This window comes from Paenibacillus sp. J31R34, assembly GCF_059383715.1.
This window is the reverse complement of the sequence record NZ_JBXENU010000008.1, coordinates 203,367-229,528: the sequence shown is the minus strand read 5'-3', so window position 1 is coordinate 229,528 and position 26,162 is coordinate 203,367. Positions and strand designations below refer to the sequence as shown.

The following is a 26,162-nucleotide window of genomic DNA, read 5'->3' as shown; positions in this document are numbered from 1 at the left end:
TGATAGTTATCTGATTACGTTTATACTTTAGTGTGTTAACCCCTCAAGTTTCTGCTGCTTCATAGTCTAATTTTATCACCATTTATGTTGGTTTTATAGTTAGAAGATGTGAGGTTTAGTTCCTACATTCCTATTCGGTAGGGATACCTTTTATAATTAGCATTGAGGACTAGGCTTATAGTGAGTTTTAATGCTCCATTAGTGCTGTTATCAGAGTGTGTTCTGAGAACTCTGATATTATATAATAGATCTTCGACGATAGTGTAAAGCATAATGATTTGTGACTTAAAATGGTACAGGTTCGATTTACTTTTCGCTCCAGTGATATGATTTTTTTGAGATAGGGCAGTTAACAAGCTTTGTGTAGGGTAGACTTGATTTAGCAATAACCAACCAAAGTACTGTTCGATTGAAAGTGCTCTTTTGCTCACTAATTTTGATTTTTGTAATCCTTGTTAAAGGCAATTTTGTTTAGAGATACGATCTACAATAATAAAAACATTTACGGCCTTGCAGGGTTACGTTAAAATTTTAGCTCTTCTAATACAAGGAGTGGATAGTTTGTTACAGCGTTATTATTATGCTTCTTTTTTGGTGGATTCACCAATTCTATATTGGGAAAGTTAGAACGGGGATATTGAAAATTGAAACGTTAGGAGAACTATAATTTTTGGTATTTATTTTTTAAATACAATTAATACCAGTTTATTATTTTTAGACAGATTGTCAAGCCAAGTGCGACACCTCAACCTGAAAAGCTTTGTGTGCGGTTTTCCATCCTAGACACTTTCGAGGACGGTTATTAATAAGGAACAAAGCGCACGCTAATTCCTCTTCTGTAACGTCTGCGAAATCATAGCCCTTTGGAAAGAACTCTCTTAACAACCCGTTGGCATTTTCATTCGTACCTCACTGCCAAGAGGAATAAGGATCGGCAAAATACACCTTCATGCCATGTGAAAGTAGTTAGGCGTTCGTGGCAGGCAAATTCTTTACCACGATCAACGGTAGCCGTTACGAAGGCCGTTGCCGGGATCGATAGGACAGCCTGTGTATAGGCCATCTCCATGGAAGAGGCTGTACGATCCTGCATTTTAATCGCGTGGTAGAACCTTGTTTTACGCTCAGCGAATGTGGCTACGCAGGCTTTGCTTTTTCCACGACTAGAAACAACCGTATCCAGTTCCCAGTGCCCGAAGGCCTCACGCTTACGTATCTCTTTGCAGCGCTGGTGGATGGACAACCCGATCGTAAAACGTCCGCGCTTCTCCAGCGGTTGACGACGTTTTCCTTTATGCCTTAGAAAGGTTTAACAAGCCTTCCTTGGTACAGCCATCGGTAGATCGTTTTATGGCATACACGAAGATGGGGCTCGTCCCGTTTCATCCTGCCTTCAATCTGTTCCGGCGACCAGGTCTCTGCGAGCTTCATCGTGATGTAACGTTGCCTTTCAGCATTCCATTTACCCGAAGGTTTACAACGAGCTCGCTTGGTTATATACGATGTCTGGGCTCGATTTGCACAATAAGACTCTTCTGTTCCTTGACGCTTGAGCTCACGGGATAGGCTGGAATGATGACGCCCGAGCTTACGTGCAATCGCTCTAGCCAACCATCCCAATTGATGGAGTAATTCTAGCTGGCTTCGCTCTCTTGTGGTAAGATGTTGGTAGCTCATGGCTGATTCTCCTGTGTAGGGGTAGTGTGGTAACTTCATTCTACACACGAATCGGTCATGGGTCATTTTTATGTGTCGCACTTCATATTACAATCCGTCTTTAATAATTAATTTTAATAATAATTTTTAAATAAGTAAATTAATTATTATAATACCAAATACAGGTGGTTAGTGGCTTCATGAAAAAGTTTACCATGATTCTATCCCTCCTTCAATCTAGTATGACTCTATAAGAAGTTGAATCGATTGTTCTAATGATCGATTTTTAAGATAAAGTTTGCATGTTTATGCTCTGACATGATTTTTAATATTGGTGTAAGGCAGCATTTGAGAAGTGGGATAGTTATCGCTCCGCTGCCGTTCATGAGCAAATTCAATTGGAAAACAGTCCGTAAATGGGAAGCTCGAACGGTTGAATCGTTACAAAAAGGATGGGCAGTTATTCGATTACGAGGTCATAAGCATCTCTAAAAACATGTGCAATAAGACAGCAAAAGGATAGGATGTATCTCGACTTTATTTGGTATGACTGATGCCCTACTGGCTGTTGGGAAAACAGAGGTTATTATTTGTATTACGCTAGTCGCTTAGGCCGCTGCCTGCTCATTCAACGGTAGCTATGGTGTCGGGAAAAAGCAAATAATTCCGTTCACTTTAAAGCCTAACTACGACGTAATATCGGAGCTTGACCTTGGTAAATATGAGTTTATGTATACGATGTCCGCAAATTAGATGTTTGCCAAAATAAACGAAAAGGGGTCCTTTTTGGCATGTAAGCCAAAGAGGACCCCACAGAGCAAGTATTCGAGCTACATAGATGGGACAGCTTGCTCTTGTTTATGTTTCCAAGTAGAAATAATGCACTCTCGTGCCACTTTACTAGCTGGAGGTCGCCTTGTGCTTCTTTTTCATGCCAGCTCGCATGGACAGAAGGAAGCACAGTAGAAGCACGATACCAGCGGAGGCGTATGGGAAATTGATATTCATATCAAACAGTACGCCCGCAGTGATCGGTCCGAGAATGTTGCCTAAGCTCGTAAAAGCGGAGTTCAAGCCAGCGAGGTAGCCTTGCTGGTCATTGGCCATTTTTGAAATTTGGGTGCCAATGGCCGGGCGCAAAATATCGACAGACAGGAACAGGAAGAAGGTGACCGCGAATACCATCCAGTAGTTGTTGGTCAACAGCATCAGCAGAACGAATAGACCCGCTATAAACAAAGACCACGTAATGACGTTCTGCTCGCCAAACCGATTCAAAATCCAGCCGAAAATCGTTACCTGTACAACCGCGCCCGCGATGGAGCCGAACGTAATAATAAACGCGATGTCGGTTGCTGTAAACCCGAAGCGATGGTCAACGTACAAGCCGAATACCGTCTCATAGTTCGCAAGCCCGAACGAGGCGACAAGCACGATGATTAAGCTGAAAAAGTAGGGCTGTTTGTAAGACGTCAGCAGCTGGGACATAAAGCTGGGTTCACCAGCCGAAGCCGAGGTCTTAGAGAGAGCTGAAGCGGCAGGCGTTGGAGCGGAAGTCGGCTTGGATTCTGGCAGAACCAGCAGCGTAACAATGGCGGCCACACCGCCGGCGATGCCCGCTACATAAAACGGTACGCGTACGCCAAATTCGGCCAAATAACCTCCGATGCCGGGGCCGATAATAAACCCGGTCGTAATCGCGGCATTGATGTAGCCCATACCTTTGGCGCGTTCTTCGTTGCTAGTAACGTCAGCGACGTAGGCCATAATCGAAGGCATGCTGAATGCGGCCCCGATTCCGCCAAGTATGCGAGAAACAAACAGCAGCCATGGCTCGCTGACCGCGCCAAACATCCATTCCGAGAGGGCGAACAGCGTTACGCCAGCCACGATCATTTTTTTTCGGCCGATAGAATCGGAGAGTCTGCCTGCAAGCGGTGAAAATAATAATTGGGCTAATGAAAAGGCCGCTACCATGAAGCCTAGTATGCTTCCGTTCAAATCCAGCTCTCGCATATAGGCAGGCATAACGGGAATCACGAGCCCGATGCCTGTAAATACGAGCAAAATATTGCCCATCAGAAGGAGTATAGCTCCTCTATTCCGTAGTAATAATGACATGGTTAAAATCCTTTCACCCTGATCTAGGTTGTATTAATATTTAAGTTTGCTGGCGCTTGGAGCTTGAGATGCCGTGAAGGACGACCTTTACAGCGGTTCTGTAAATGGTCAAAACCTCATCCATCGCATAGGAGCGTCTGGACAATTGATTCAAGCCGAAAAACAAGCTTTCCAATATGATCGCCAAATGTTCAACCTGCATCGGCTCTAATTCGCCTCGGTCAATGCCTTCCTGAATAAGGCGTTTGTTGAATTCCAAATGCCGGTCGATCATGACCGTCATTCGCTTCTCCACCTCAGTGGTTTTCTCCTCATGATTGAAAAATTCATCAGCCGCTTTCGTAAGCGGGTGGCTGAAATCATCCATCACACCTTGCTCGACGATGGCGTACAGCTTTTCGGTGGACGTCTCGTAGCGCGCCTGCTGCTCGTTCCATTTTTGCTCCCATTCCAAATCCCATTCCTCTAATAGATAGAGAAACAAGCCCTCCTTGCTTTTAAAATGGTAATAAATATTGCCCTTGCTGCTTTCGGTCGCCTCTACAATATCTTCAATCGAAGTTCCTTTATAGCCCTTCTGGGCAAAAAGCGCCCGTGCGGCGCTTGCGACTTTCTTCTTCGTTTGCTCGCTTTGCAGCTGTTTCTTATTCATGAGGCGCTGCCCCTTTCTCTTAATTATACTGAACGTTCGTTCTATAATAATACCAAAATATAAAGGGAAAATGCAAATGAGAGATGAAGAAGGCTTTATAGCTGAGGAAATACCAAATATTTTATTAACATTTTCATTTTATATGTAAAGAATTTCTGGCCAAATGCCGATAATGGAAGAGTAGAATATATAATGGAGGGATTTACAAGTGGTAAAGAGTGATAAATCTTTTGTAGCAGCAATATTGTTATGTTTCTTTTTAGGATCTTTCGGCATTCATCGTTTTTATGCGGGAAAAGTGGGAACTGGCATTTTGATGCTGATTACATTGGGTTGCTTTGGTATCTGGACACTAATCGACTTAATTATGATCATTTGCGGCGCATTTAAAGATTCAGAAGGCCGTCAAATTAAAGCATAACGATCATTTTATAGGTAAAAAGGGAAAAAGAGCTCATATGAGCTCTTTTTTGCGTCCGCGTATTTAAGTAGGCTGTGCTGATTGCTGATGCTGTACTTATATTCAAGCCTCTTCTTTTTTAATTTTCGCCGGGTTGTTGATTTTATAAGGAACGGGATGCTTGGTCAGCTTTTTGGCTACAATTTTAGCCTCGAAGGTGATGACATCGCCAATTTCCAGCTCCTGCTTTTTGAGCGTGGCGCTGTGGCTGGACCAGGCTTCGCCCACAAGTGTCCCTTGTTCCGTGATAGACAAAGCCTCATAAATGACAACCTCATCATCATTATCGGAAAAATGGTTCGGCACCGTCGTAAACTCTTTAACGGTCGCGATCATTTTCACCTTATCCTCCGGCAGCTCAAGCTTCGGCGCTTTTTCCTTTTTGGCTTTGCTTTTCGGCTTTTCTTCCGTTTGCTCAGCCTGGTCTCTATCGCTGGAATGGGCCGCTTCCTCTACTGCCTCTGGAATCGCTGCTGCACTTTCGACCGAATCGATAGCAAAGCCTGCTTCCGCCAGCATTTCCTCGACTGTCTTGGCAGCGCCCGTATCGCTCTCTCCAGTGGCTGCGGAGTCGCTGCTAACGTTAATGCCGTTTTCTACATTTTGGGCTTCAACAGCTTCTGTTTCATTATTTGTAGTTTCCTCATTAGTCTCGTCAGCCTCAACACCAGCCGCATGCTTCGCGCCATAACTTGCCGCTTGCATTTCTTTCAAATACGAAGGGTGGATGCAGTGCAACTGATCGTTGCCCAGCTGTATGACAGCGGTCATTTTATCGACGAAACCGATGATGCTGCAAACGATATTCAGACCGTGGCCTTTATAATAAAAGGTTTTTGTTTTGCTGGCTTTCCCTGAAAGCAAGCCCCACTCCTGGCATTTCTCTACCTGTTCCTCATCATTCTCAAAGGGCTGGTAATTTTGCGGTTCAATTACAAACGCATACTCCATCATATTCCCGCCTTTCCGTCATTCCGGCTAAATTGTTTTAGGTACAACCAGTTTAGCATAAAAGCGGCCCATCCAGCATCTTGGCTACTGTCCGACCATGGTGCTGGCGGCGCGAAGCCGCCTAAGCTTCTCCTGCCCAGTCCTGCTTCAGCGTAACGAGCTGTTGGAGCGCAGCGTTGTCGAGCTCTGTAATCCACGTCTCGGAGCTGCTGGATATGACATTTTCGCTCAGCTTCTGCTTTGATTCCAGCATTTCGTCGATACGTTCCTCCAGCGTGCCGAGCGCAATGAACTTGTGAACCTGAACGTCGCGGGTTTGCCCCATGCGGTAGGCGCGGTCGGTCGCCTGATTTTCCACGGCGGGATTCCACCAGCGATCGAAATGGAATACATGATTCGCCGCCGTCAGATTAAGCCCGACCCCGCCCGCTTTAATCGACAAAATAAAGACGTTCGGCTGCTCAGACGCAGGCAGCGTGCTGGATTGAAAACGCTCGATCATTCGGTCGCGAGTTAGTTTGGTTGTGCTGCCGTTCAAGTAAAGAACCCGTTCTTGAAGCTCCCGCTCCAGTACGCCCTGCAGCAGCTGGCCCATACCGATATATTGCGTAAAAATAAGGCAGCGCTCGCCTTCGGCTCGCAGCTCCTTCACCATCGCCATCAGCCGCTCCAGCTTTGACGATCGGCTGATTAGCGACTCCATTGCAGCCTCGGCGCCGGTCGTGCCGCTGGCGATTTCCGCTTCCATTACCTCTAGCGGCATCCCATCCTCCAGCAGAGCGGGATGATTGCAAATCTGCTTGAGCTGCGTCAGCACGGACAAAATCGCGCCTCGGCGCTTGTTGCCCTCCACCCGCTGCACCTTAGCCATCAGCTCGTTGACGGTTTGCGTATATAGCGCGCCTTGCTCGGCGGTGAGATGAACATACGTTTTCATCTCGTTCTTATCTGGCAGGTCAAGCTGAATCGCCGGATCTTTCTTTTTGCGGCGCAGCATGAACGGCTTGACCAGCCGCTGCAAATCGACAATGCGCTCCGGGTCCTGCTCCTGCTCGATTGGCGTAGCGAAGCGCTTCTGAAAGCCCTGTGCACTGCCGAGAAAGCCGGGATTCATAAAATCGTAGATCGACCACAGCTCGCTCAGCCGATTTTCAATCGGCGTTCCGGTTAGCGCAATGCGATGCTTGGCGGGCAGACTGCGAATGGCGGCGGCCTGCTTCGTCTGCGCATTTTTAATATTTTGCGCCTCATCGAGGCAAATCGCTTCCCATGTGCGGCTCTGCAGCAGCTCTTGATCGAGCATGGAGGTCGCGAACGATGTGAGTATAACATCCGCCGCGCTGGCGGCTTCGTAGAAAGCGTCGCCCGTCAGCCGCTTGCTGCTGTAATGCAGCATGACGTTCAGTGATGGCGCGAAGCGGCTAATTTCCTTCTGCCAGTTGCCGAGCACCGAGGTCGGGCAAATGATGAGTGCGGCTGCACGGCCAGCGCCGCCCGTTTCCTTCATCTGCATCAGGTAGGCGATGAGCTGCACCGTCTTGCCGAGGCCCATATCATCGGCGAGACAAGCGCCAAGCCCAAGCTGGCGCATAAAAGCAAGCCACGAGTAGCCCTCCTGCTGATAAGCGCGCAGCGTCGCTTGCAAGCCCGCAGGAACGGGGATAGGTGGCGCCTCTTTTTGCTGCACGAGCTGATCCATCATCTCCTGCATATAGCTATTCAGCTCGACTTCCAGCCGCAGCTGCTCGTTCTCATCCTCGGCCTCATCCGCCGATGCCTCTGCGTCTTCTTCCTTGCGGGCGAAGTAGTCTTTCCGCGAAAGCAGATGGAGCTGAAGCACATCCTGAAAGGAGAGCCCTTGGGCGCTGTTCATGCCCTTCATCATTTTGCTGATTTGCTCCAGCAGGCCGGGATCGAGCGTCACCCACTGCCCGCGGAATTGCAGCAGCCGCTCCTGACGGGCGAGCAGCTCCGCGAACTCCGCTTCCGTAAGGGTGAGATCGCCGACGGATACGCGCCAATCGAATTCGATAATGGCGTCGAGCCCGAAGAAGGAGCGGCCCTTCGCCGGGTTTTCCTCTTCCTTGACCTTGGCGCGCAGCTTAGGCTTTTTGCGGCGGGCGCTTTCCCACCAGGCGGGGAGCAGCACCTGCCAGCCCGCCTCGAGCAGACGGTTGCTGCCCACCGTCAGGAAACGCCAAACTGTATCGCTGCTGAGCGGCACTCTCAGCACATCGTATTTCTCGCCTGCCAAATGCTCGTCAGGCAGACTGGCGCGCAGATGATCCAGCCATCCGGCGGATCGACCCTGCACAGCATGAACCCAAGCCGCCGGAACCTCTCCGGCGACATCGCCATGCTGCGACAGCCTCACGGGCCGCAGCACCGACGGGTCCAGCTTGTCCTGCAGCACGAGCCGCAGCTGCCACGCCTCATCGGTTTCCTCGCCCGGCTCAAGCAGCTGCAGCATAGGGCGGAACGGCGCATGGTCTGCCTTCCAGCCGACGGCCATCAGCCAGCCGGACGGATCAAGGCCAGCGAAGATCGCCTTCTCCTTCACGAACAGCAGCGGATATTCCGCGCGCAAATCGGCGGAAGCTGCTTCACTGTTATAATAGCGCTGGAACACCGCCGCCGAGAAGGCAGCCTCCAGCATGCCCAGAAAGCCATTCGACAGGCGGCCGTCCTTCACTTTCTCCTCAGCAAGCGCAAGCTCGCTTGCCAGCTCCGCCGAAGCAGAGCCGTCCCACACCCATTGCAGCTGCCCGGCCCGCCATGCGGAGTGGCTCGGCAAGTAGCGCTTAGCCTCCGTGTGCTCGCGGAGCAATGGCGCGAGCCGGATGAGCGCAGTCGACTGCTCGTCCCATTCCCAATGAATATGCGCCAGCAGGCGCTGCTCGGCAAAGAAGGGGAGCACATGCTCAGCAGGAAGCACGACCAGCTCTACCTGCTCCATTTGCCGAATTTCAAGGTCTGTCCCATAGGTGGTGGCTGCATGCCAAGCGAATAAGCTTTGCTTAAGGCGAACGCCGGAAAGCAGATCCTGGCGGTCGTCCACCGCATACAGCAGCGCATCGCCAAAATCGGTTAAAGCCAAATGTACCGTTATCGTCGTCCATAAAGGGCTCTTCGTCAGCTCTGTGCTCATGACAGCAATTTCCCCTTTCGCAGCTCTTCCTGTAACGCCCGCAAGCGGCTGTAGCGCCCAGCGAAAGCGGTGATGAACGTTTCCCAGCCCGCCTCGTCCTTGCGTTTTTTATACAGCTTCGCTAATCGCTTTAGCAGCTTGACCGCCGATTTGTAGCCGTCCCTGTTTTTCAGCAGCACATAACGCTCGGCGGCTTGATGATAGAAGGGAAGCAGCAGCTCAGGAGCGTGCTTCTCGATCGGGGCGAACATGGCGACGCGATAATACAGCGGGTCGATGCTCTCGCTGAGCTGGTAGTCGATCCACTCCTGCCATTTTTCATAATGATGAAGCTTGTCTGCATAGATGGAGCGCGAGGCGGGCAGCAGGAGCAGCAACTGCTCCCACATCGCTTCCTCCTCCTGAGGCATTTCCGCCAGCACCGCATCCCAATAGGCAAAAAAAGCGTTCAAATGCACGCCATGATGATCTTCCAGCAAGCTCGCCGTTTGCTTCAGCCAGTGGAGCAGGCGATGCCACTCCTTGCGCTGCTCCAGCTCATCCAGCAGGGCATAATAATCATGAATGCGCAGCTTGGATTTGCGGCCCAGCGCGGTTAACAGCGCTTGCGCCTCCTCGTCGCGGCCTAGCAGAAAGCACAGCCAGCATTTGGCGAACATCCATTGATAGCGGGTCTGGGCGATTTTCTGCTGGGGCTTCAGCGCCTCCAAATGTGCAAGCTCCTCTGCAAGCAGCGGGCTGCCCGGCAGGCGCGGGTAGAGCCATTTTCTCCAAAGCGCATAATACACAGGTGAAAAATAATCCGCATACCGCTCCTCCGCGAGCAGTCTTCCACGCAAATCCGCCGCGGTTTCCGCCAGGCGGTCCCAAAACGCCGGCTCGGCATCAGCGAGCGCCGGCGACTGCTCGAACAGCTTGCTGATGCTGCCCTGCACATCCTCCATCGCGACTCGCGTATGGTAGCCGACGAACGTGCCCGTATGCAGCTGCTCCATAATAAACAGGAAGCTGTGCAGCTCGAACAGGCATTTCATCGCAGGGGAAAAAGCTGGCCGCGATTGCTGAATAAGCTCAGCTGCGCGGCCGGCATAGTCGCTGTTTCTCGTTTGTGCGGCCAGCGGCTCCAAGCATTGCAGCAGCCATTTTCGCCACTCCGAAATCGGCAGCGTGGGAAGCTGCTGGAGTGCGTCGTTTTTTTTTCGCTCGTTCTGTTTATCTATAGGCATCATTCGAATCAATCTCCTGAGTCATTTCTTGAAGGCGGGCTTGTTGGCTAGCTTCATTCCGCTTCCATTCTTCAAAAAGTGCGAGGTATAGGCAATTATGGTTAACCATTTTTATGTATTTAGATGAGTAGGAATTTTGATGGACACAGAAGCCGTTATTTACTGTGAAAATGGTTTTTGGCCGTGTTGGCGGACACAGAATTCGCTAATCGTCCCTATTCCTCCTTATTGAAGCGATAGGAGGCGGCATAACGGCTTCTCTGTCCGCGCAGCAGCTGAAAACATGAAAATCGCTGAAATAGCGGAATGTCAGTCCTTCAAAATGGAGAATCATTGAGCTGAGTTGAGCTGACCGAGTGCACGAGTAAGCTGCTCTTGTTCGCTCACCATGTTTCTAACCCTAACTATACGCGAATAAAAATAGAGTTGGCAAATCGCTCGTTCAAACGAAATCGCCGTGCTCCTAATGCTTAGGGGCGCGGCGATTGACGGTTATATGTGTTTTAGGCCAGTATAGAGCACGTGTTGCGCAGAACAGCCTTCATGAAAGGAGAATCTACAGGGACGCTGCCCATAATTTTAATTTTCCGTTTTTGCAGGTCCAGACTTTTCATTTGTTCGGTCAGGACAACCCCAGAGAAAGCAAGACCGCTAGGCAGCGCGACCTCAAACGGATATTCTTTGATTTGGCTTGTAATGGGACACACGACGGCAAAGCCTGTCCTTTCGTTAAAATCAGCTTCGGACAATACAAGAGCTGGTCTTCTCCCAGCCTTCTCATACTCAGCCTGCTCATGACCAGCTTGGGGATCAAAATAAAGCCATATTACATCGCCGCGCTGGGGGATAGGTATCGTCAAATGAGCTCGTCTCCTTCAATGCCAACATCGAATTCCTCATGCCGTGGGGAAGCGGGCTGGATTTTAGCAAGGAGTTGCTTTAAATGAGTGCGCAGCTCTTCATTCGTTTCTTGCTGCTGTTTCATAGGACGCAGCAGTAATTCATTATCAGGAGTAATGACCAATTCGATTTCAGCGCCCTCCTCCAAATTCAGACGTTTAAGAAGCTGATTCGGAATCCGGACAGCACTGCTGTTTCCCCATTTACTAAGCGTTACAGTCGTCATTGGGCTCATATCCTCTCTCTTCTGGTCTTTCAAGTATACTCAATGACCGAAAGAAAGGCGCCTAAATCCAATTATTAAATCTCCTTGCTGTAGTAGTATAATGATTACTACTGAAGTAGGATGCAAAACAGGGAAAGAGGGATCGGATGCTTACTATTTTTCAACTTGAAACGGTTCGTGGGCTTGGCTATCGACTTGAGGTGCAAAAATGATTAAATCATTATATACACGTGTAGTCCTGATATTTTTAGTGTCCGTGATTGGGAGCACGATCATTGCTTTTTTGGCAGCAACTTGGTTATTTGAAGATCAATTAAACGAAAACTCGCAAATTCTTTTGCGTAATTTTGGACAGGACATCACCTCGATTTACGAGACCATTCCGTCACGTGAAGCGGACGAATTAGTAAGTAAAATGAAGCAGCTCAATTCCTATCATATTCGAATTTATGAAGCAACGGATCGATTCCAGTCTTTCGGAGCGCTGGGCGGACACACGCCTGCTGTTATACCTGTGGAGCAAGTAAAAAATGTATTAGATGGAGAAGAAGTTCAAGGCAATAAGGACGGTGTTACGGTGGCCTATATTGGATTTCCGTTGAACACAGATATGGGAATGAAAGCGATGTTTGTGGAGACGCTCTCCCCTCCGTCCACCGCATTTGTCATAAAATGGGGACTAAATATTGCAGCGTATTCGTTAATTACAGGAAGCTTATTTGTTCTAATTGCCTCCTTTTTCATCGTAAGGCCGATTAACAAGCTGACAAAAGCGACCAAGCGGATAGCAGCTGGAGACTTCAACGTCAAGCTGAATATTAAGCAGACGGGTGAATTAGGTGCGTTGGCTCGCAGCTTCGAAGAAATGATGCATGATCTGCAGCGGCTGGAGCAGATGCGCAGGGAATTCGTAACGAACGTGTCGCATGAGGTGCAATCGCCGCTCACCTCGATATCCGGGTATGCTATAGCGCTCAAGCAAGAAGGCATTGAAGCTAATGAGCGCAGCCGTTATCTCGATATTATTATCAATGAAGCGAAGCGAATGTCCAAGATGAGCGATAATCTGCTCAAGCTAAGCTTACTCGAATCACAGTCACAGCAGCTGCAGCTGGCAACGCTCAGTCTTGATGAACAGATAAGGCGAGTTATCGTCGCGATCCAGCCGCAATGGTCGGCGCGCAGCATCCATTTTGAGCTTAATTTGAAGCCAGCTATGCTAACGGCTGATCATGATCAGCTAAATCAGGTATGGACCAATATCATTGGCAATAGCATCAAATTTTCCAAGGAGGGCGGCATAATTAAAGTCAGCATCAAACAAGACAGCAAACAATTTACCGTCCGAATATCAGACAACGGTATTGGTATTTCGCTAGAGGATCAGAAGCAAATATTCGAGCGTTTCTTTAAGGCGGATCGTTCCCACAGTCGAAAATATGAAGGCAGTGGTATGGGGCTGGCCATCGTAAAACAGATCATATCGCTTCATCAAGGCGATATCCGAGTGGAAAGCGAACCGGGTTTGGGAACCACCTTCATCATCACCTTGCCCATCACAAGGCTGACTGAATAAGGGGCTTATCCTTTATCCTAAAGTGGTCACCTCACTTCTCCTATGCCTGCGTCATCTGGTGCAAGCTTCTTGCCTATGATGACGCAGGCTTTTTTGTGCTCGTTCATACTCCGTTCATCCTGCCGGCATGTAGAGTACATCTTCGTCGTGTAAGCTCTCCTTAACGAATCGTAAAGGCAGCCCAATAAAGAGATGACGATAGGAGAAGATGCAAGTGGAAAGACGAGAGGTAAACAACATGGAGCAGGATACAGCAGCAGATAAAAAGCCAGCCAGCAGAATGAAAAAATGGCTTCGCAATTTACTTAAAGGATTAGCAATCGTAGTTATAGCCATTGTTGTTTTTATAGCCGTCGTTTTTTTCATTGATCTGTTCAGCAGCAAATCAGAGCAAGCGAAATTATTACCTTATGGCCAGTCTGTAACTGTGGATGGGAAATATATGAATGTATCGACTTATGGAGAAGGAGAAGAAACCATTGTGCTCCTTCCGGGTTATGGGACAGCTGCGCCAGCACTTGATTTTAAGCCGCTAATTGAACAACTGTCACCCTATTACAAAGTCGTCGTAGTTGAGCCATTTGGTTATGGATTAAGTGATCTAACCGACAAGGAACGAAGCACAGACAATATTGTAAGTGAAATTCATGAAGTGCTGCAGAGCCTTCAAATCAATCGTTATATTTTAATGGGCCACTCCATTTCAGGATTATACAGCTTAGATTATGTGAACAAATATCCAAGTGAAGTGAGCGCATTTGTCGGGCTCGACAGCAGTGTCCCGGCGCTAAAAGAGCAGAAGATAGGGTCCTCCATATTAAAGACGCTTAGCCTGCTTAGAGAATCAGGCTTCGCCAGATTGCAATTGAAGTTAGGCGATGATCCTTATGCTGAATTGCCATATGATGATCAAACAAAAGAACAATTAAAAATACTCATTCGCAAAAACATTTATAATGCCAATCAATTAAATGAAGCTGGAAGTATGTATGCTAATTTTGAAGCAGCAGAACAATTAACCTTCCCAAAAGCTCTTCCCGTTATTTTCTTTATCCAAGCGAATCATCCCGTAACGGATAGATGGATACCAGAGCATGAGAAGCAAATTAAGAATTCTGTTCATGGAAAAATAGTGTTATTTGAAGCGGATCACTATTTATATCGTACTCATTCGGCAGAAATCGTTGAAAACCTTAGGATGTTCAAGGAACAAATTAAACAAGACAAGTAGATGATTTCTACTGTGCTAGGTAACAATTTGCTGCGTATTGCCCTGCTTTGCGCCGGGGCGCTGTACGATTTTCACCGAATGGCTTTGTACGAGTAAAATATATCCAACATCAAAAAGGAAAATAAGGACGTACATGATCATCAGCAGCAGAGAATCAGGATAGAGCTTGTAGCTGAGCACGGAGGCGCATAGGGTGCCGAGCATTTTCGCCCAAGCAATAAAACGGGACTGCCCTAGCAGGTCCTTCTGGAACAGCATCTGAATAAACAGGATCGACATCATCAGATTGATGCCAAAGGCGGTATATTTGCCCTCCGGGTCATGGAATTCGACCGAGACGCCGTAATGCAGCAGAAACGCGGTAACGAGCAGAGCGCTGACGATGACCGCTATTTTTTTCGGCGAATAGTCATTGCGGGTGTAATACAAAAATTGCAGCAAAATGATGATGTCGAGCGCGAACCAGACGATTGTAATGATTTGCTGAAGCGGATTGAATGGCATGAGAAAGCCAAACAGCAGCTCCCACGTCAGGTTGGCGCAGAGTGCAGCCAAAGGCATGCCGCAGGTGCGGTCCTTAAAGCCTTGATAAATAATAAGCAGATAGGTGATTGTCCAAAAAAACGCCATTCCGAGCAGCAGCAGCAGGTCCATCAAGCCTCATCGCATCCTTTCCAAAAACGGTTGTTATAAAAACGTATGTTGGCGGCTGCTCGTCTATGTCTTATGTTAAAATAGAAGGCAACGAAGCTGGCCGGGTGCTGTTAGGCACATATGCAGCCAGAGCAAGGAAAGAAGGACGAACGTATGGCAATCTATGAAATCGAAGAGGATGAGTGGCTGCGTCTGGCACGAATCGGCAATGGGAAGGATGCTTTGCTGTTCTCCAGCCCTTTTTGCGGAACGTGCAAGGTAGCCGAGCGGATGCTGGACATCGTTCAGGCAGCGGAAGTGCCGACGACGATGTATAAAATCAACATCAACTACGCGCCCAAGCTGCGCGAGGCTTGGAAAATTACGAGCGTCCCCTGTCTGGTGCTGGTGAAGGACGGCGAGCCGCAGCGGTTCGAATACGCGATGCGCTCTGTCGATTATCTTTACAAGTTGCTGAAAGAGGATGAGTAGCTATTTACATTTATGAAAAGGGTACATCGGAGCATGCTGCGATGTACCCTTTTTTAAAATATAGGAAAGGATGTGATTTTCCCATCTTTTCTCTATATTTCTCGGAATGAAACGCGCTGCGCCGCCAAAGGACGGCTTTCGGCCGTTTCACCTTGTCTTTCACCTGAAAAAAACAGACATTACCTGAAATAAACAACGGTAGGAAAATAAGCGGCTCTCCATTACGATGAAGGAGAAGCAGGCGGGTATACTAGAATGATTTAGAAGGTGCTTTGCAGGGAGGATGGGGAAGATGCTGAAAGCGGTTGTATTTGATGACGAATATATTGTCCGCCAAGGGCTGAGCCAGATGATCGACTGGCAGCGTTATGGCATCGAGCTGGTAGGAACGGCGGGGGATGGCTTATCGGCACTGGAGATGTTCCGCGAGCTGCGCCCAGACATTGTGCTGACGGATATTCGGATGCCGGGGATGGACGGACTGCGGCTCATTGAGACGGTGGCTGGCGAAGCGGGGGACACGATGTTTATCGTGTTCAGCGGCTTTAATGAATTTGAATATGTGATGCGCGCAATTGGGCTTGGGGTTGTCGATTATTTGGAGAAGCCGGTTACGGTAGAGAAAATAGATGAAGTGATGCGCAAAGCGATAGAGCGGATCGACAAACAGCAAGCGTTCAGCTCCATGAAATCCAAATGGGAAGCGTCTCAGCAGGAGCTGCTGGAGAAAGCGACGTTGAATTTGTTGTTAGCAGGCGATAGTGCGCTAGGCAAATGGAAGCAAAGCTATGGCCCAGATTGGGAGGCTATTGCGGGTATTACGGTGCTGGCTTTTTCCTCGGAATGTGTGGAGCTGGTGAAAAGCTCATCCTATCGCATCGTTGAGGTGACGAATGGAGCGGACCGGCTGTCAGCGGTGCTTCATTTCAAGCTGCCTGCAGATGAGCTATGGGAGCAGCTTATGCTGCAGGGTGAAGATTGCGAGCTGTTCGCAGCTGGAGGAACCTATGCAACGCTTGCCGAAGCGCCAAAAAGCTGCAAGGAAGCACTGCGAGCGCTCCGCTACGGCCGGTTTTTGGAGGAAAGCGGCTTGGTTCGCATTGAGCAAATGGAAGGCAGCGATGAGCTGGCTGGCAACTTGACGAAGCATGAGGAGTCCGTCATTTTCTCCTTGCGTACGGGGGATAAAAAGGGGCTGCTGGCTGCCTTGGACGAATTCGAGGCGTCGGTCGGGCAGCAGAAGCTGGACCCGGAGCAGGCGGAGCGCGAAATTTTGCAGCTCGTTTATGTAGGCCATGAGGTGCTGAAGGAAACGGGGCGCGATACTCGCTCCCTCGGCAAGGTCGCGCATCAGGAGCTTGGCGTCATGTATACGCGCGAGGAAATGTTCCGCTGGCTGCGGGGCAAGGTAGAGGCGATGCTGACGGCGATTACGGAAGCAAGGCGTTCTACGAAGCATACGGCGGTCGAAAAGGCGCTTGCCTATATGGAAGCTCGCTTTGGGCAGGACATTTCCTTGCAGGAGCTGGCGGAGCATGTTGGCCTGAATGCGACGTATTTCAGCCTGCTTTTCAAAGAAGAGATGGGCATCTCCTACATTAAGCATTTGACCCATGAACGGATGGAGCATGCGAAGGTGATGCTGCGAGAAGGGCTGCTGGTCAGTGAAGTCAGCGAGAAGGTCGGCTATCTCAACTACAGGCATTTTACGGAAACGTTTAAGAAGCTCGTAGGCATGACGCCTAAGCATTATCGGGAAGCCCATGCTATCGAGCGTAAGGAAGACGGCCATGCCTAAAAAACGACTAGTGGAATGGCTGCGGTTCAAAAAAATCCGAAGCCGGTTTCTGGCGGCGATGATTTTGCTCATTGTGCCTTCGATTATGCTGCTCGGCTATATTTCCTTCAATATTACAAAGGACACGCTGACGGATATGAATGAAAAAACGAATTTGGATCATTTGCGGACGTCCAGCGAGGTGGCCGACCTATTATTTCGGAATATTAACAATTTTCATCTGTCCATTGTTGTAAACGATGCCATTCGGCAGAGCCTGCGCAGCAGCGGGGAAAACCCGGGCATACAGCCCGATACGGTGAACGGCAGAACCTCCTCGCGGCTCCAGCGCTTAATCAGCAGCAGCTTTGCGGATACGCGTTATGTGACCTCGGTCTGTCTGCTTGATCTGAAGTTTCACACCTACTGCTTTGGCCGCTCCGACGATGCGGGCGTGTATGAAGGAAGCGATAAAATAGCCAAGATTACAGGCTCAGATTGGTACAGGGGGGCGTATGAGAGCAAGGGAAGGGTTGTGTATTATCCGACTGATATTTTTGACGAATCGAATAAGTCCTTTTCCAGCGTGAAGCTGTTTCGCGATGCGGAGGACCCGGGCGGCGAGCCAATCGGCATTCTCGTGGTCAACGTTTCCAAGACGATTTTTGATAAAGTGTTCGGTGGCAGCAAGGAGAATGGCTCGTTCATGGTGCTCAGCGAGGGGGCTGGCCCGACAAAAGCGGTATACAGCCATAATGATACCGTTCCGCTTGCTGGCGGGACAATTTCGGAGACGCTGGGCCACTTGAAGGATGAAGGCTTTCTGGTCAATCCTTATTATAATCAGACGACAAGCTGGACGCTTGTCCATCTCGTTGAATCGAAGGAGCTGCTGAAGCACACCCAATACATTGGCCTGGCGACGACGCTTATTGCTGCGGCTTTCGCGGTGACAGCGCTGATTATTTCCTATTTTATATCGGGGACCATCACAAGACCACTGCTGCGGCTGAAAAAAATGATGAACGACTGGACGCTTGGCAAGCGCGATTTTCCAGCGGAATTTGCCCAGGATGAGGTCGGTGTCATCGGTGAAACGTTCAAGCGTATTGCCCACGAAAATGAGGAGCTGAATGCGCGGCTCATCAACTCGGAGCTGAAGGAGCGGGAAGCGGAGCTTAGGGCGCTGCAATCGCAGATTAAGCCGCATTTTTTGTACAACACGCTGGATTCGATTTATTGGATGGCGATTTTGCAAAATAATAAAGAGGTCGCCCAAATGGCAGTGTCGCTCTCCGAAAGCTTCAAGCTGAGCTTGAACAAGGGCAAGGAGACCATTCTCGTATACAACGAATTGAAGCATATCGAGCATTATTTGAACATCCAGAACATTCGGTTCAACAACCGCTTCCACTATATCGAGGAGGTGGAGGAGTCGATCAAGGGGCTGGAGATGATGAAGCTGCTGCTGCAGCCACTGGTCGAAAACGCCATTTACCATGGTCTGGAGCCGAAGGTCGGAGAAGGAACCATTCGCTTGACGGGTGGAACCGACGGGCCGTATTTGATTTTCACGGTCGAGGATGATGGTGTGGGAATGGCGGATATCGCCCAGACAGAGCAGGGCTACGGGATGCGCAACGTCAAGGAGCGGCTGCTGCTGTCTTATGGGCAAGGAAGCTCGCTGTCCGTTTGGAGCCGCGAAGGAGAGGGCACCCGTGTGACCTTGCGCTTCAACCCATCGAACCTACCTAAAAAAAACCGACACTCACCTGAAAAATGAAGCGCTTTCATAAAAGGCGTTTCCTCCCTACAATAAGGATATAGAAAGCTACTTATACAGCATCAGCGACAACGAACGAGGGGGAACGAAACATGAAGAATATGAAGCTTAAATCGCTCGCAATGACGGCAACTGCACTTGTGCTTACCGGAACGCTTGCGGCATGCGGGGGAAGCAATTCCGGAAGCAATTCGGGTACGAATGCGGCGGCTGGCGGCGAAGGCGGCAATACAGAGAAGAAGGTGACGCTCTCGCTGCTGGTTGATAATACGCAGGATTCGGTCAACTTGGCGAATGCTTATGTCGACGCTTTCCAGAAGAAATATCCGAACATTACAGTGGAGATGGAAACAAGGCCTGGCGGCGGCGAAGGCGATAATATTGTGAAGACCCGCCTGGCGACAGGCGATATGACGGACGTTTTCTTTTATAACTCGGGCTCCTTAATGCAGGCATTGTCTCCAGAGAAAAATATACTGGACCTGACGAATGAAGCGTTCATGTCGGACGTCGTGGATTCCTTCAAGCAGACGGTTGCCGTGGATGGAAAAGTGTACGGGGTGCCGACCTCTTCCACGATTGCTGGCGGTTGGTTCTATAACAAGAAGATCTATGCCGACCTTGGGCTGAAGGTACCAACGACTTGGGCTGAGCTGATCGCGAATAGCGAGAAAATTAAAGCGGCAGGTATTTCCCCTGTCATTGGTTCCTACAAGGACTCATGGACCTCGCAGCTCGTTGTGCTGGCTGATTATTACAATGTACAGGCACAGGTACCAACGTTCGCAGAGGATTTTACCGCCCATAAGGCTACTTTTGCAGGCACACCCGCTGCGTTGAGAAGCTTCGAGAAGCTGCAGGAGCTTTATGATAAAGGCTTTATGAACAAGGATATGCTGGCGACAACTTATGATGCTGGCCTCAAAATGCTTGCTGATGGCAAGGGAGCGCAATATCCAATGCTGTCGTTCGCATCGCCATCGCTTGTGCAGAACTTCCCGGATGAGATTGAAAATATCGGATTTTTTGCCCAGCCTGGCGACGATGCCTCGAAAAACGGCTTGAGCGTCTGGATGCCGGGAGCAGGCTACATTTATAAAGAAACAAAAAATGTGGAGGCAGCCAAGCAGTTTGTGGCATTCATGGCTTCTGTAGAAGGGACACAGGTTGCGGCTACGGTCTCGAAGCCAACCGGTCCTTATCTGATCAAGGATGCGAAGATTCCAGACGATGTGCCAACGCTGGTGAAAGACATGCTGCCATACTTCGAATCGGGCAAAACGGCGCCTGCGCTTGAGTTCGTTTCCCCAGTTAAAGGGCCGAGCCTGGAGCAAATTACCGTTGAGGTTGGCGCAGGCATTAAGAAGGCAGCGGAAGGCGCGGCTGCTTACGATAAAGATGTGGAGAAGCAAGCGAAGCAGCTTGGACTGGCGGGCTGGTAATCTATAGCTTAAATAGTAGTAAAAAATAGCTAGAGAAGTTCGGCCCTGCTTGCAGGGCCGCTTTACTTCAAAATATACGCTTGACAGTGTAGGAGTGATAACGATGAACAGTATTTTTAAACGAACCTACTCCTATTGGTTCCTGCTGCCTGCAGCCATCATTTATTTTATTATTTTCATCCTGCCGACGATGATGTCCTTCTTCTTCAGTATGACGAGATGGACGCTGTCGGATTGGGAGTTTATCGGTTTTGAAAATTTTATTACGTTTTTTCAGGAGCAGTCCTTAAGCATTGGCTTTAAAAATACACTGATCTACGCGGTCGTTACCTGTACGCTCAAGGTTGCGCTGGGACTGCTGCTAGGCGTATTGCTAACCTCGAAAATTCGGACCAAAAGCTATTTGCGGTCTGTCATATTTTTCCCAACCTTGGTGAGTACGATTGCTGTTGGTATTGCCTTCAGCATGATGATGCACCCGACCCAAGGCGTTATTAATACAGCGCTTGCCGCGATTGGCATTGAAGGGCCGGACTGGCTCGGCGATACGAGAATCGCGCTGCTGTCGGTCGCCATGGTCGATGTGTGGAAAGGCTTAGGCTTTGCCACGGTCATTTACATTGCCGGGATTTTGTCTATTCCCGCGGAATATTATGAAGCCTTGCAAATCGACGGCGGCAACAACTGGCATAAGTTTTGGAACATTATTGTGCCGCTGAGCCGTCCAGCTACGAACTCGGTTATTATTTTAGCCTTCATCGGCGGCCTGCGCTCCTTCGATCTAGTGTGGGCGATGACTAAGGGCGGCCCAGGCTTCACGACCGACTTGATCGCGTCGATCATTTATAAGCAGTATCAAGGCGGCTTCTATGGCCTCGCTACGGCGGGCAATGTGATTTTGTTCCTCGTTGTGACAGCGCTTGCCTTCCCGCTCTATACGTATTTGAACCGCAAGGAGGTAGACCTGTGAGAAAGATCAGACAATGGGGCTTTGAAATCGGTGCCGTCTTGTTTACGATTGTCGTGTTCTGGATTCCGTTCTACTTCATATTGGTCAATTCGGGCAAGGACGCGAAGGAGTCTTCGCTGCTCACGATGTCGTGGGCTTCGAATAGTCAGTATTGGGAAAATATCAAAACCGTCGTTATGGCCCGGGATTTTATGCTGGTTCGCGCCTTCATCAATAGTACGGTGCTGACGGTGGCCTCTATCGCTATTTTGATCGTACTGTGCGCCATGGCGGGCTATGTGCTGCAGCGCCGGACAGGAAAGCTATCTCCCTTGTTCAACTTCCTGATTCTTGCCGGGCTTATCATTCCACCAGCAATTGTCCCGACGATCTGGGTCATGGATGGGCTTGGCCTGTTCAAAACGCTGATCGGCCTTATTTTAATCGAAGTCGCGCTGGGCTTTCCGTTCGCGGTTCTGCTTTATAAAGGCTTCATGAGCGGCATTCCGCGTGAAGTGGATGAGGCGGCCGTTATTGACGGCGCAGGTGGCCTTCGACTGTTCTTCGGCATTGTTTTGCCGCTGCTCCAGCCTGTGACGGCAACGGTAGTCGTATTGTCCTCGGTTACCATCTTCAATGATTTCACGAACCCGCTGTATTTTCTGCCGGGCTCGGACAATGTGACGGTGCAGCTGACGCTCTATAACTTCCAGAGCCAGTATGTGACGCAATACAATTTGCTGTTCACGAACATTTTGCTGATTACGATTCCGCCGCTGCTGCTCTTTATTATTTTTAACAAGCGTATTGTATCCGGCATGACGGCTGGTTCGGTTAAAGGCTAACGTAAAATGAATAAATCTATAGTAAAAAGGGGATAGCTACATGTTAAATGTTCATTCCGCAAGCTGTGAATATAGAGGTGCCCTGCTGGGCACCGACATCACAAAGCCGCGCTTCAGCTGGATGCTGGAAGCAGCAGGGCGCAGAGGAGTCCGCCAAGCGGCTTATCAGCTGCAAGTGGCGGAGGCATCTGGCGGCTTCGAGACAAGCCTTTGGGATACGGGCCGGGTCGAAAGCGAGCAATCGCTTCATATTCGTTATGGCGGCCCTGCGCTTGCAGCGCGCACCGCGTATCGCTTCCGGGTTAAAGTATGGGATACAGCAGGAGAAGAGTCGTCTTGGAGCGAGGAGGGCACCTTCGAGCTAGCCCTTGCTGGCGGGGCGGACTGGCAGGCAAAATGGATTACGCCGGATACGTCTGCTATTGCGGCAGATGCGGCCCCAGCCTATTTGCTGCGCCAGACCTTCGATGTAAAACCAGTGGGCATCCTGTCCGCCCGGGTGTATGCGACTGCGCTTGGCGTGTATGAGCTTTACCTGAATGGCGGCAAAGTGTCAGATGATTTGCTCGCTCCCGGCTGGACCAGCTATCACACCCGTCTGCAATATCAGACGTATGATGTGACAGCGGGGCTTAAGGAGGGCGCGAACGGTATTGGCTTTATGCTGGGCGATGGCTGGTATCGCGGCGGATTAGGCTTTGAAGACAAAAATTTTATGTACGGCGACAACCGTGCCGCCCTGCTGGAGCTCCATATCCGTTATGTAGACGGCACGGAAGAGATCATAGCGACGGACAGCTCATGGCAAGCGGCGCTTGGCGCGATTCAATATACAAATATTTATCATGGTGAGACGTATGATGCGCGTCTGGAAATTCAGGGCTGGAGCGAAGCCGATGGAGCGGGAGAAGTAGATAGAGCGGAAGCTCAAAGTGATGCGAAGCTGGCAGCTGGCAGCTGGTCTGGCGTGCAAGTGCTGGATCTGCCATACAGTCAGCTTGTAGCACAAGAAAACTGGCCGACTAACGTTACCGAAGTCATCAAGCCGATCTCCTCGTTTATTACACCGGCAGGCGATCATGTGCTGGATCTGGGTCAAAATATCGTCGGGCGCATGAGATTTACCGTCGAGGCGCCGGAAGGAACGCAAATCGTTCTGCGCCATGCAGAGGTGCTGGACAAGGACGGCAACATTTATTTCGGCAATCTGCGTCCTGCGAAGCAGACGCTGACCTATATCGCGAAAGGCGACGGCATGGAAAGCTATGCGCCCCATTTTACCTTTATGGGCTTCCGCTATGTGCTTGTTCAGTGCTTTCCAGGTCAGGAGGCAGGTGTTCCGCTGCCGGCAGATGCTTTCCAAGGCGAGGTTATTCACTCCGACATGCCTTCATCGGGTGAATTCGAATGCTCTGACGAGCGAATCAACAAGCTCCAGCAAAATATCCGCTGGGGACAGCGCGGCAACTTCCTTGACGTGCCGACAGATTGTCCGCAGCGAGATGAGCGGCTGGGCTGGACGGGAGACGCGCAAGTATTTATTAGCACGGCGTTGTTCAACTTCCAAGGGGCGCCGTTTTTTGCAAAATGGCTGCATGACCTGAAGGCGGAGCAGCATGAGGATGGCGGCATTCCTTTCGTTATTCCTGACATTGTTGGCGGAGCCAATTCGGCGGCCTGGGGAGACGCTGCGGTCATTTGCCCATGGACGGTTTACCAATATTATGGTGATGAGCGGCTGCTCTCCGAGCAGTATGAAAGCATGAAGCGATGGGTCGAGTACATCCGGGCACAGGGCAGCGAGGAATATTTGTGGAATACCGGCTTTCATTTCGGGGATTGGCTTGCGCTCGATGCGAAGGAGAACAGCTATATTGGCGCGACTCCAACGGCATTGGTTGCTACGGCCTACTATGCCTACTCCACGCGCATTGTTCGTGATGCAGCGAAGGTGCTTGGCCATGACGAGGACGCTCAGCGCTATGGAGAGCTGCACAGCCACGTAATCGCTGCTTTCCGCGACGAGTTTATGACCAAGAGGGGGCGTATCGCTTCACCGACGCAAACCGCACATATATTGGCGCTGATGTTCGACTTGGTGGATGAGAGTGTGAAGGATCGGGTGGCGGAGGATTTAAACAACCTGATCGTCGAAAATGACTATCACCTGACGACCGGCTTTGTGGGCACGCCGTATTTATGCTTTGCCCTGTCGAACAGCGGCTATCATACGACGGCGGTTCGCTTGCTGCTGCAAGAGAGCTATCCGGGCTGGCTGTATTCGGTATCGAAAGGCGCGACGACGATTTGGGAGCACTGGGACAGCATTAAGCCGGACGGCTCATTCTGGAGCGACGACATGAACTCGTTCAACCATTATTCCTATGGCGCCATCGGCGATTGGATGTACCGCAAGGTGGCGGGGCTGGACATGGACCCTTCGCAGCCTGCCTTCAAGCATATTCGAATTGAGCCGTTGTTTGGATCGACCATGCTGACCTATGCGAAAGCCTCTTACGACTCTGTTTACGGACGGATCGAGTCGGGTTGGCGTGTGGCTGGCAGCCGTATTGAACTTCAGGTTGTCATTCCGGCGAATACGACCGCAGATATTATTTTGCGGGGAGCGACGCTCGCTGGCACGACAGAAGGCGGGACCTCGCTTGAAAATATAGCGGGCATCGCATCGGCGGAGGAAACCGCAGCTGGCTTGATCATCCGTGCCGGCTCGGGTACGTACCAGTTTGCCTATGAAAGTGAAGGCTTGTTCCGCTCACAGTACAGCGCCAAGACGAAGATGAGCGAAATATGGATGGATGAGCGGGCAATTGCTATTGTAAGCCGGCATATGCCAAATCTGTTCAGCGGCGCACAGGCAAACATTGCTAAGCCGTTCTCTCTTCAGCAAGTCAGCGAAAATGGCATGTTCCGAATTTCCAAAGAGACGATTGATCAGGTATTAGAGGAGCTTGCGGCGTTGTAGAGCGTAAAAATAGAAGAAAACCGCACGGCTGATGCCATGCGGTTTTTTTTATGCAGCGCTTGTTATTCTATTCCCGTACCTAGCATCGACCGGATCGTCAGTTGCTTTAATCCATGAATATAGTCCTGCTGCCAATCCCTAAGTATGAGCTTCGGAAGATGAGTCTCCGGCACATAAACAGCGCTTCGGCTTTTTACTTCGTCCAGCTCTGGCTCAGACAGGTTGATGCTGCAAAAAATAAAAAGATTCGGATTCAGCGTCGCTGTAAAAATCGCAACCAAGCGGCTCATCGCATCAATCAGCTTGGCATCATTACGCTGTTCATTGGGACCATCCGTAAGCTCTTGAATGACCTCGCCAAAGCTTTGCTGCTCAAACAGGGGCAAATAAAAAATCTCGCCCGCAAAATACGTATGCCCCCTTACAAGCTCCCCATTAACCATAATCCCTGCCCCAGGACCATTCATACCAAAATATAAATAGACCAGCGACAGCTCCTGATTGTTGTCCAGCTGGTCGTGATAGCCGAGTACAGTTGCATTCATATCATTTTCAATTTGTACCTGAAGCGGATACCGGCTCTCATATGCGGCCTTCAAATCAAAGCCGTTAAATTTCTCATAGCTGGGAATATGAAATACCTCTCCGTTTGTCACACTTGCAGGAACGCCGAAGGTCAAAGCGCGGATGAGCGGGTATTGCTCCAAATAAACCCTCATTTGCTGATCCAGCGCTTCGGGTCCTTCATCCAAAACGCCGGGCAGCTTGTCCTGCAGCATGACCTCTCCGACGTAGTTCAGCAAGGTGTAAATGGTATAGTCCTTTTCCAGGTATACGGCTAAGCCTGACATATGCGCTGCATTAAGCATATAGATTTGCGGCCTTCGGCCTCCGCTGGATTCCCGTAGCCCCGACAGCAGAACCTCGCCATCCGCCTTCATTTCCTCTATCGCTTTGCTTACGGTCGGGAAAGTCAGCCCTGTGATTTGAGCGATTTCAACCTTGGTCGACTCCTGCTCATAGTAGAGTGCGGTGCGGATTTGCTGCCGGATCATTTCACCCATTAGCTTTGGATTCACAAATGGAAGCTTTATTTTTTTCACCCTCCTGA

At 49.9% G+C, this 26,162-nt stretch carries 19 protein-coding genes and 1 pseudogene; 10 read left to right on the top strand and 10 right to left on the bottom strand.

What is annotated here, in order from left to right:
* Positions 1-726 precede the first annotated feature (726 nt).
* The 3 genes and pseudogenes from AC50YG_RS22305 to AC50YG_RS22295 all read right to left on the bottom strand — a co-directional run bounded on the left by AC50YG_RS22305 (position 727) and on the right by AC50YG_RS22295 (position 4,429).
* Positions 727-1,677 (bottom strand): annotated as a pseudogene (locus AC50YG_RS22305) (IS30 family transposase).
* 879 nt (positions 1,678-2,556) lie between these two features.
* Complete coding sequence (locus tag AC50YG_RS22300; RefSeq protein WP_494829716.1) at positions 2,557-3,777, bottom strand: MFS transporter; 1,221 nt, start codon at positions 3,775-3,777, stop codon at positions 2,557-2,559.
* 40 nt (positions 3,778-3,817) lie between these two features.
* On the bottom strand, positions 3,818-4,429 hold the full coding sequence (locus tag AC50YG_RS22295) for a TetR/AcrR family transcriptional regulator (protein ID WP_473756990.1): 612 nt from the start codon (positions 4,427-4,429) through the stop codon (positions 3,818-3,820).
* A gap of 208 nt (positions 4,430-4,637) precedes the next feature.
* On the opposite strand from AC50YG_RS22295, the gene AC50YG_RS22290 reads away from it, so the two are divergent.
* Positions 4,638-4,850, top strand: coding sequence for a TM2 domain-containing protein (locus AC50YG_RS22290; RefSeq protein ID WP_494829713.1), 213 nt, complete (start codon positions 4,638-4,640; stop codon positions 4,848-4,850).
* A 102-nt stretch (positions 4,851-4,952) separates the two neighbouring features.
* Here AC50YG_RS22290 and AC50YG_RS22285 read toward each other — a convergent pair whose 3' ends face one another.
* From AC50YG_RS22285 to AC50YG_RS22265, 5 genes are all read right to left on the bottom strand, one after another.
* Positions 4,953-5,840 (bottom strand): hypothetical protein, encoded by an 888-nt coding sequence (locus AC50YG_RS22285; protein WP_494829711.1) that lies wholly within the window; start codon positions 5,838-5,840, stop codon positions 4,953-4,955.
* 121 nt (positions 5,841-5,961) lie between these two features.
* Complete coding sequence (locus AC50YG_RS22280; RefSeq protein WP_494829709.1) at positions 5,962-8,988, bottom strand: DEAD/DEAH box helicase; 3,027 nt, start codon at positions 8,986-8,988, stop codon at positions 5,962-5,964.
* Positions 8,985-10,217, bottom strand: coding sequence for an SWIM zinc finger family protein (locus AC50YG_RS22275; RefSeq protein ID WP_494829707.1), 1,233 nt, complete (start codon positions 10,215-10,217; stop codon positions 8,985-8,987). The genes AC50YG_RS22280 and AC50YG_RS22275 overlap by 4 nt, the downstream gene beginning before the upstream one ends.
* Before the next feature lie 500 nt (positions 10,218-10,717).
* The gene (locus AC50YG_RS22270; RefSeq protein ID WP_494829875.1) at positions 10,718-11,068 is read right to left on the bottom strand and encodes a type II toxin-antitoxin system PemK/MazF family toxin; all 351 of its coding nucleotides are present in this window, start codon (positions 11,066-11,068) and stop codon (positions 10,718-10,720) included.
* 2 nt (positions 11,069-11,070) lie between these two features.
* Complete coding sequence (locus AC50YG_RS22265; protein WP_494829705.1) at positions 11,071-11,340, bottom strand: AbrB/MazE/SpoVT family DNA-binding domain-containing protein; 270 nt, start codon at positions 11,338-11,340, stop codon at positions 11,071-11,073.
* A gap of 208 nt (positions 11,341-11,548) precedes the next feature.
* Here AC50YG_RS22265 and AC50YG_RS22260 point away from each other — a divergent pair, with 208 nt between their 5' ends.
* Both AC50YG_RS22260 and AC50YG_RS22255 read left to right on the top strand, forming a co-directional pair.
* Positions 11,549-12,916: a sensor histidine kinase gene (locus tag AC50YG_RS22260; protein ID WP_494829703.1), complete on the top strand. Its 1,368-nt coding sequence runs from the start codon at positions 11,549-11,551 to the stop codon at positions 12,914-12,916.
* Between the two features lie 238 nt (positions 12,917-13,154).
* Complete coding sequence (locus AC50YG_RS22255; RefSeq protein ID WP_494829701.1) at positions 13,155-14,147, top strand: alpha/beta fold hydrolase; 993 nt, start codon at positions 13,155-13,157, stop codon at positions 14,145-14,147.
* A gap of 15 nt (positions 14,148-14,162) precedes the next feature.
* On the opposite strand, the gene AC50YG_RS22250 is transcribed toward AC50YG_RS22255, so the two are convergent.
* Positions 14,163-14,801: a transmembrane-type terpene cyclase gene (locus AC50YG_RS22250; protein WP_494829873.1), complete on the bottom strand. Its 639-nt coding sequence runs from the start codon at positions 14,799-14,801 to the stop codon at positions 14,163-14,165.
* A gap of 153 nt (positions 14,802-14,954) precedes the next feature.
* On the opposite strand from AC50YG_RS22250, the gene AC50YG_RS22245 reads away from it, so the two are divergent.
* From AC50YG_RS22245 to AC50YG_RS22215, 7 genes are all read left to right on the top strand, one after another.
* On the top strand, positions 14,955-15,272 hold the full coding sequence (locus tag AC50YG_RS22245) for a thioredoxin family protein (protein ID WP_056032253.1): 318 nt from the start codon (positions 14,955-14,957) through the stop codon (positions 15,270-15,272).
* 292 nt (positions 15,273-15,564) lie between these two features.
* Positions 15,565-17,070 (top strand): response regulator transcription factor, encoded by a 1,506-nt coding sequence (locus AC50YG_RS22240; protein ID WP_494829698.1) that lies wholly within the window; start codon positions 15,565-15,567, stop codon positions 17,068-17,070.
* Positions 17,063-18,832 (top strand): cache domain-containing sensor histidine kinase, encoded by a 1,770-nt coding sequence (locus AC50YG_RS22235; RefSeq protein WP_494829696.1) that lies wholly within the window; start codon positions 17,063-17,065, stop codon positions 18,830-18,832. The genes AC50YG_RS22240 and AC50YG_RS22235 overlap by 8 nt, the downstream gene beginning before the upstream one ends.
* A gap of 92 nt (positions 18,833-18,924) precedes the next feature.
* Entirely contained in the window at positions 18,925-20,274 is a 1,350-nt protein-coding gene (locus tag AC50YG_RS22230) for an ABC transporter substrate-binding protein (protein ID WP_494829694.1), read from the top strand.
* A 103-nt stretch (positions 20,275-20,377) separates the two neighbouring features.
* Positions 20,378-21,244 carry a carbohydrate ABC transporter permease gene (locus AC50YG_RS22225; protein ID WP_494829692.1) on the top strand — a complete coding sequence of 289 codons (867 nt, stop codon included), beginning with the start codon at positions 20,378-20,380 and terminating at the stop codon, positions 21,242-21,244.
* Positions 21,241-22,068 (top strand): carbohydrate ABC transporter permease, encoded by an 828-nt coding sequence (locus tag AC50YG_RS22220; protein ID WP_341280576.1) that lies wholly within the window; start codon positions 21,241-21,243, stop codon positions 22,066-22,068. Before AC50YG_RS22225 ends, AC50YG_RS22220 begins: the two co-directional genes overlap by 4 nt.
* Before the next feature lie 40 nt (positions 22,069-22,108).
* Entirely contained in the window at positions 22,109-25,051 is a 2,943-nt protein-coding gene (locus tag AC50YG_RS22215) for a family 78 glycoside hydrolase catalytic domain (RefSeq protein ID WP_494829690.1), read from the top strand.
* A gap of 62 nt (positions 25,052-25,113) precedes the next feature.
* On the opposite strand, the gene AC50YG_RS22210 is transcribed toward AC50YG_RS22215, so the two are convergent.
* Positions 25,114-26,154 (bottom strand): ROK family protein, encoded by a 1,041-nt coding sequence (locus tag AC50YG_RS22210; protein WP_494829688.1) that lies wholly within the window; start codon positions 26,152-26,154, stop codon positions 25,114-25,116.
* Positions 26,155-26,162 lie beyond the last annotated feature (8 nt).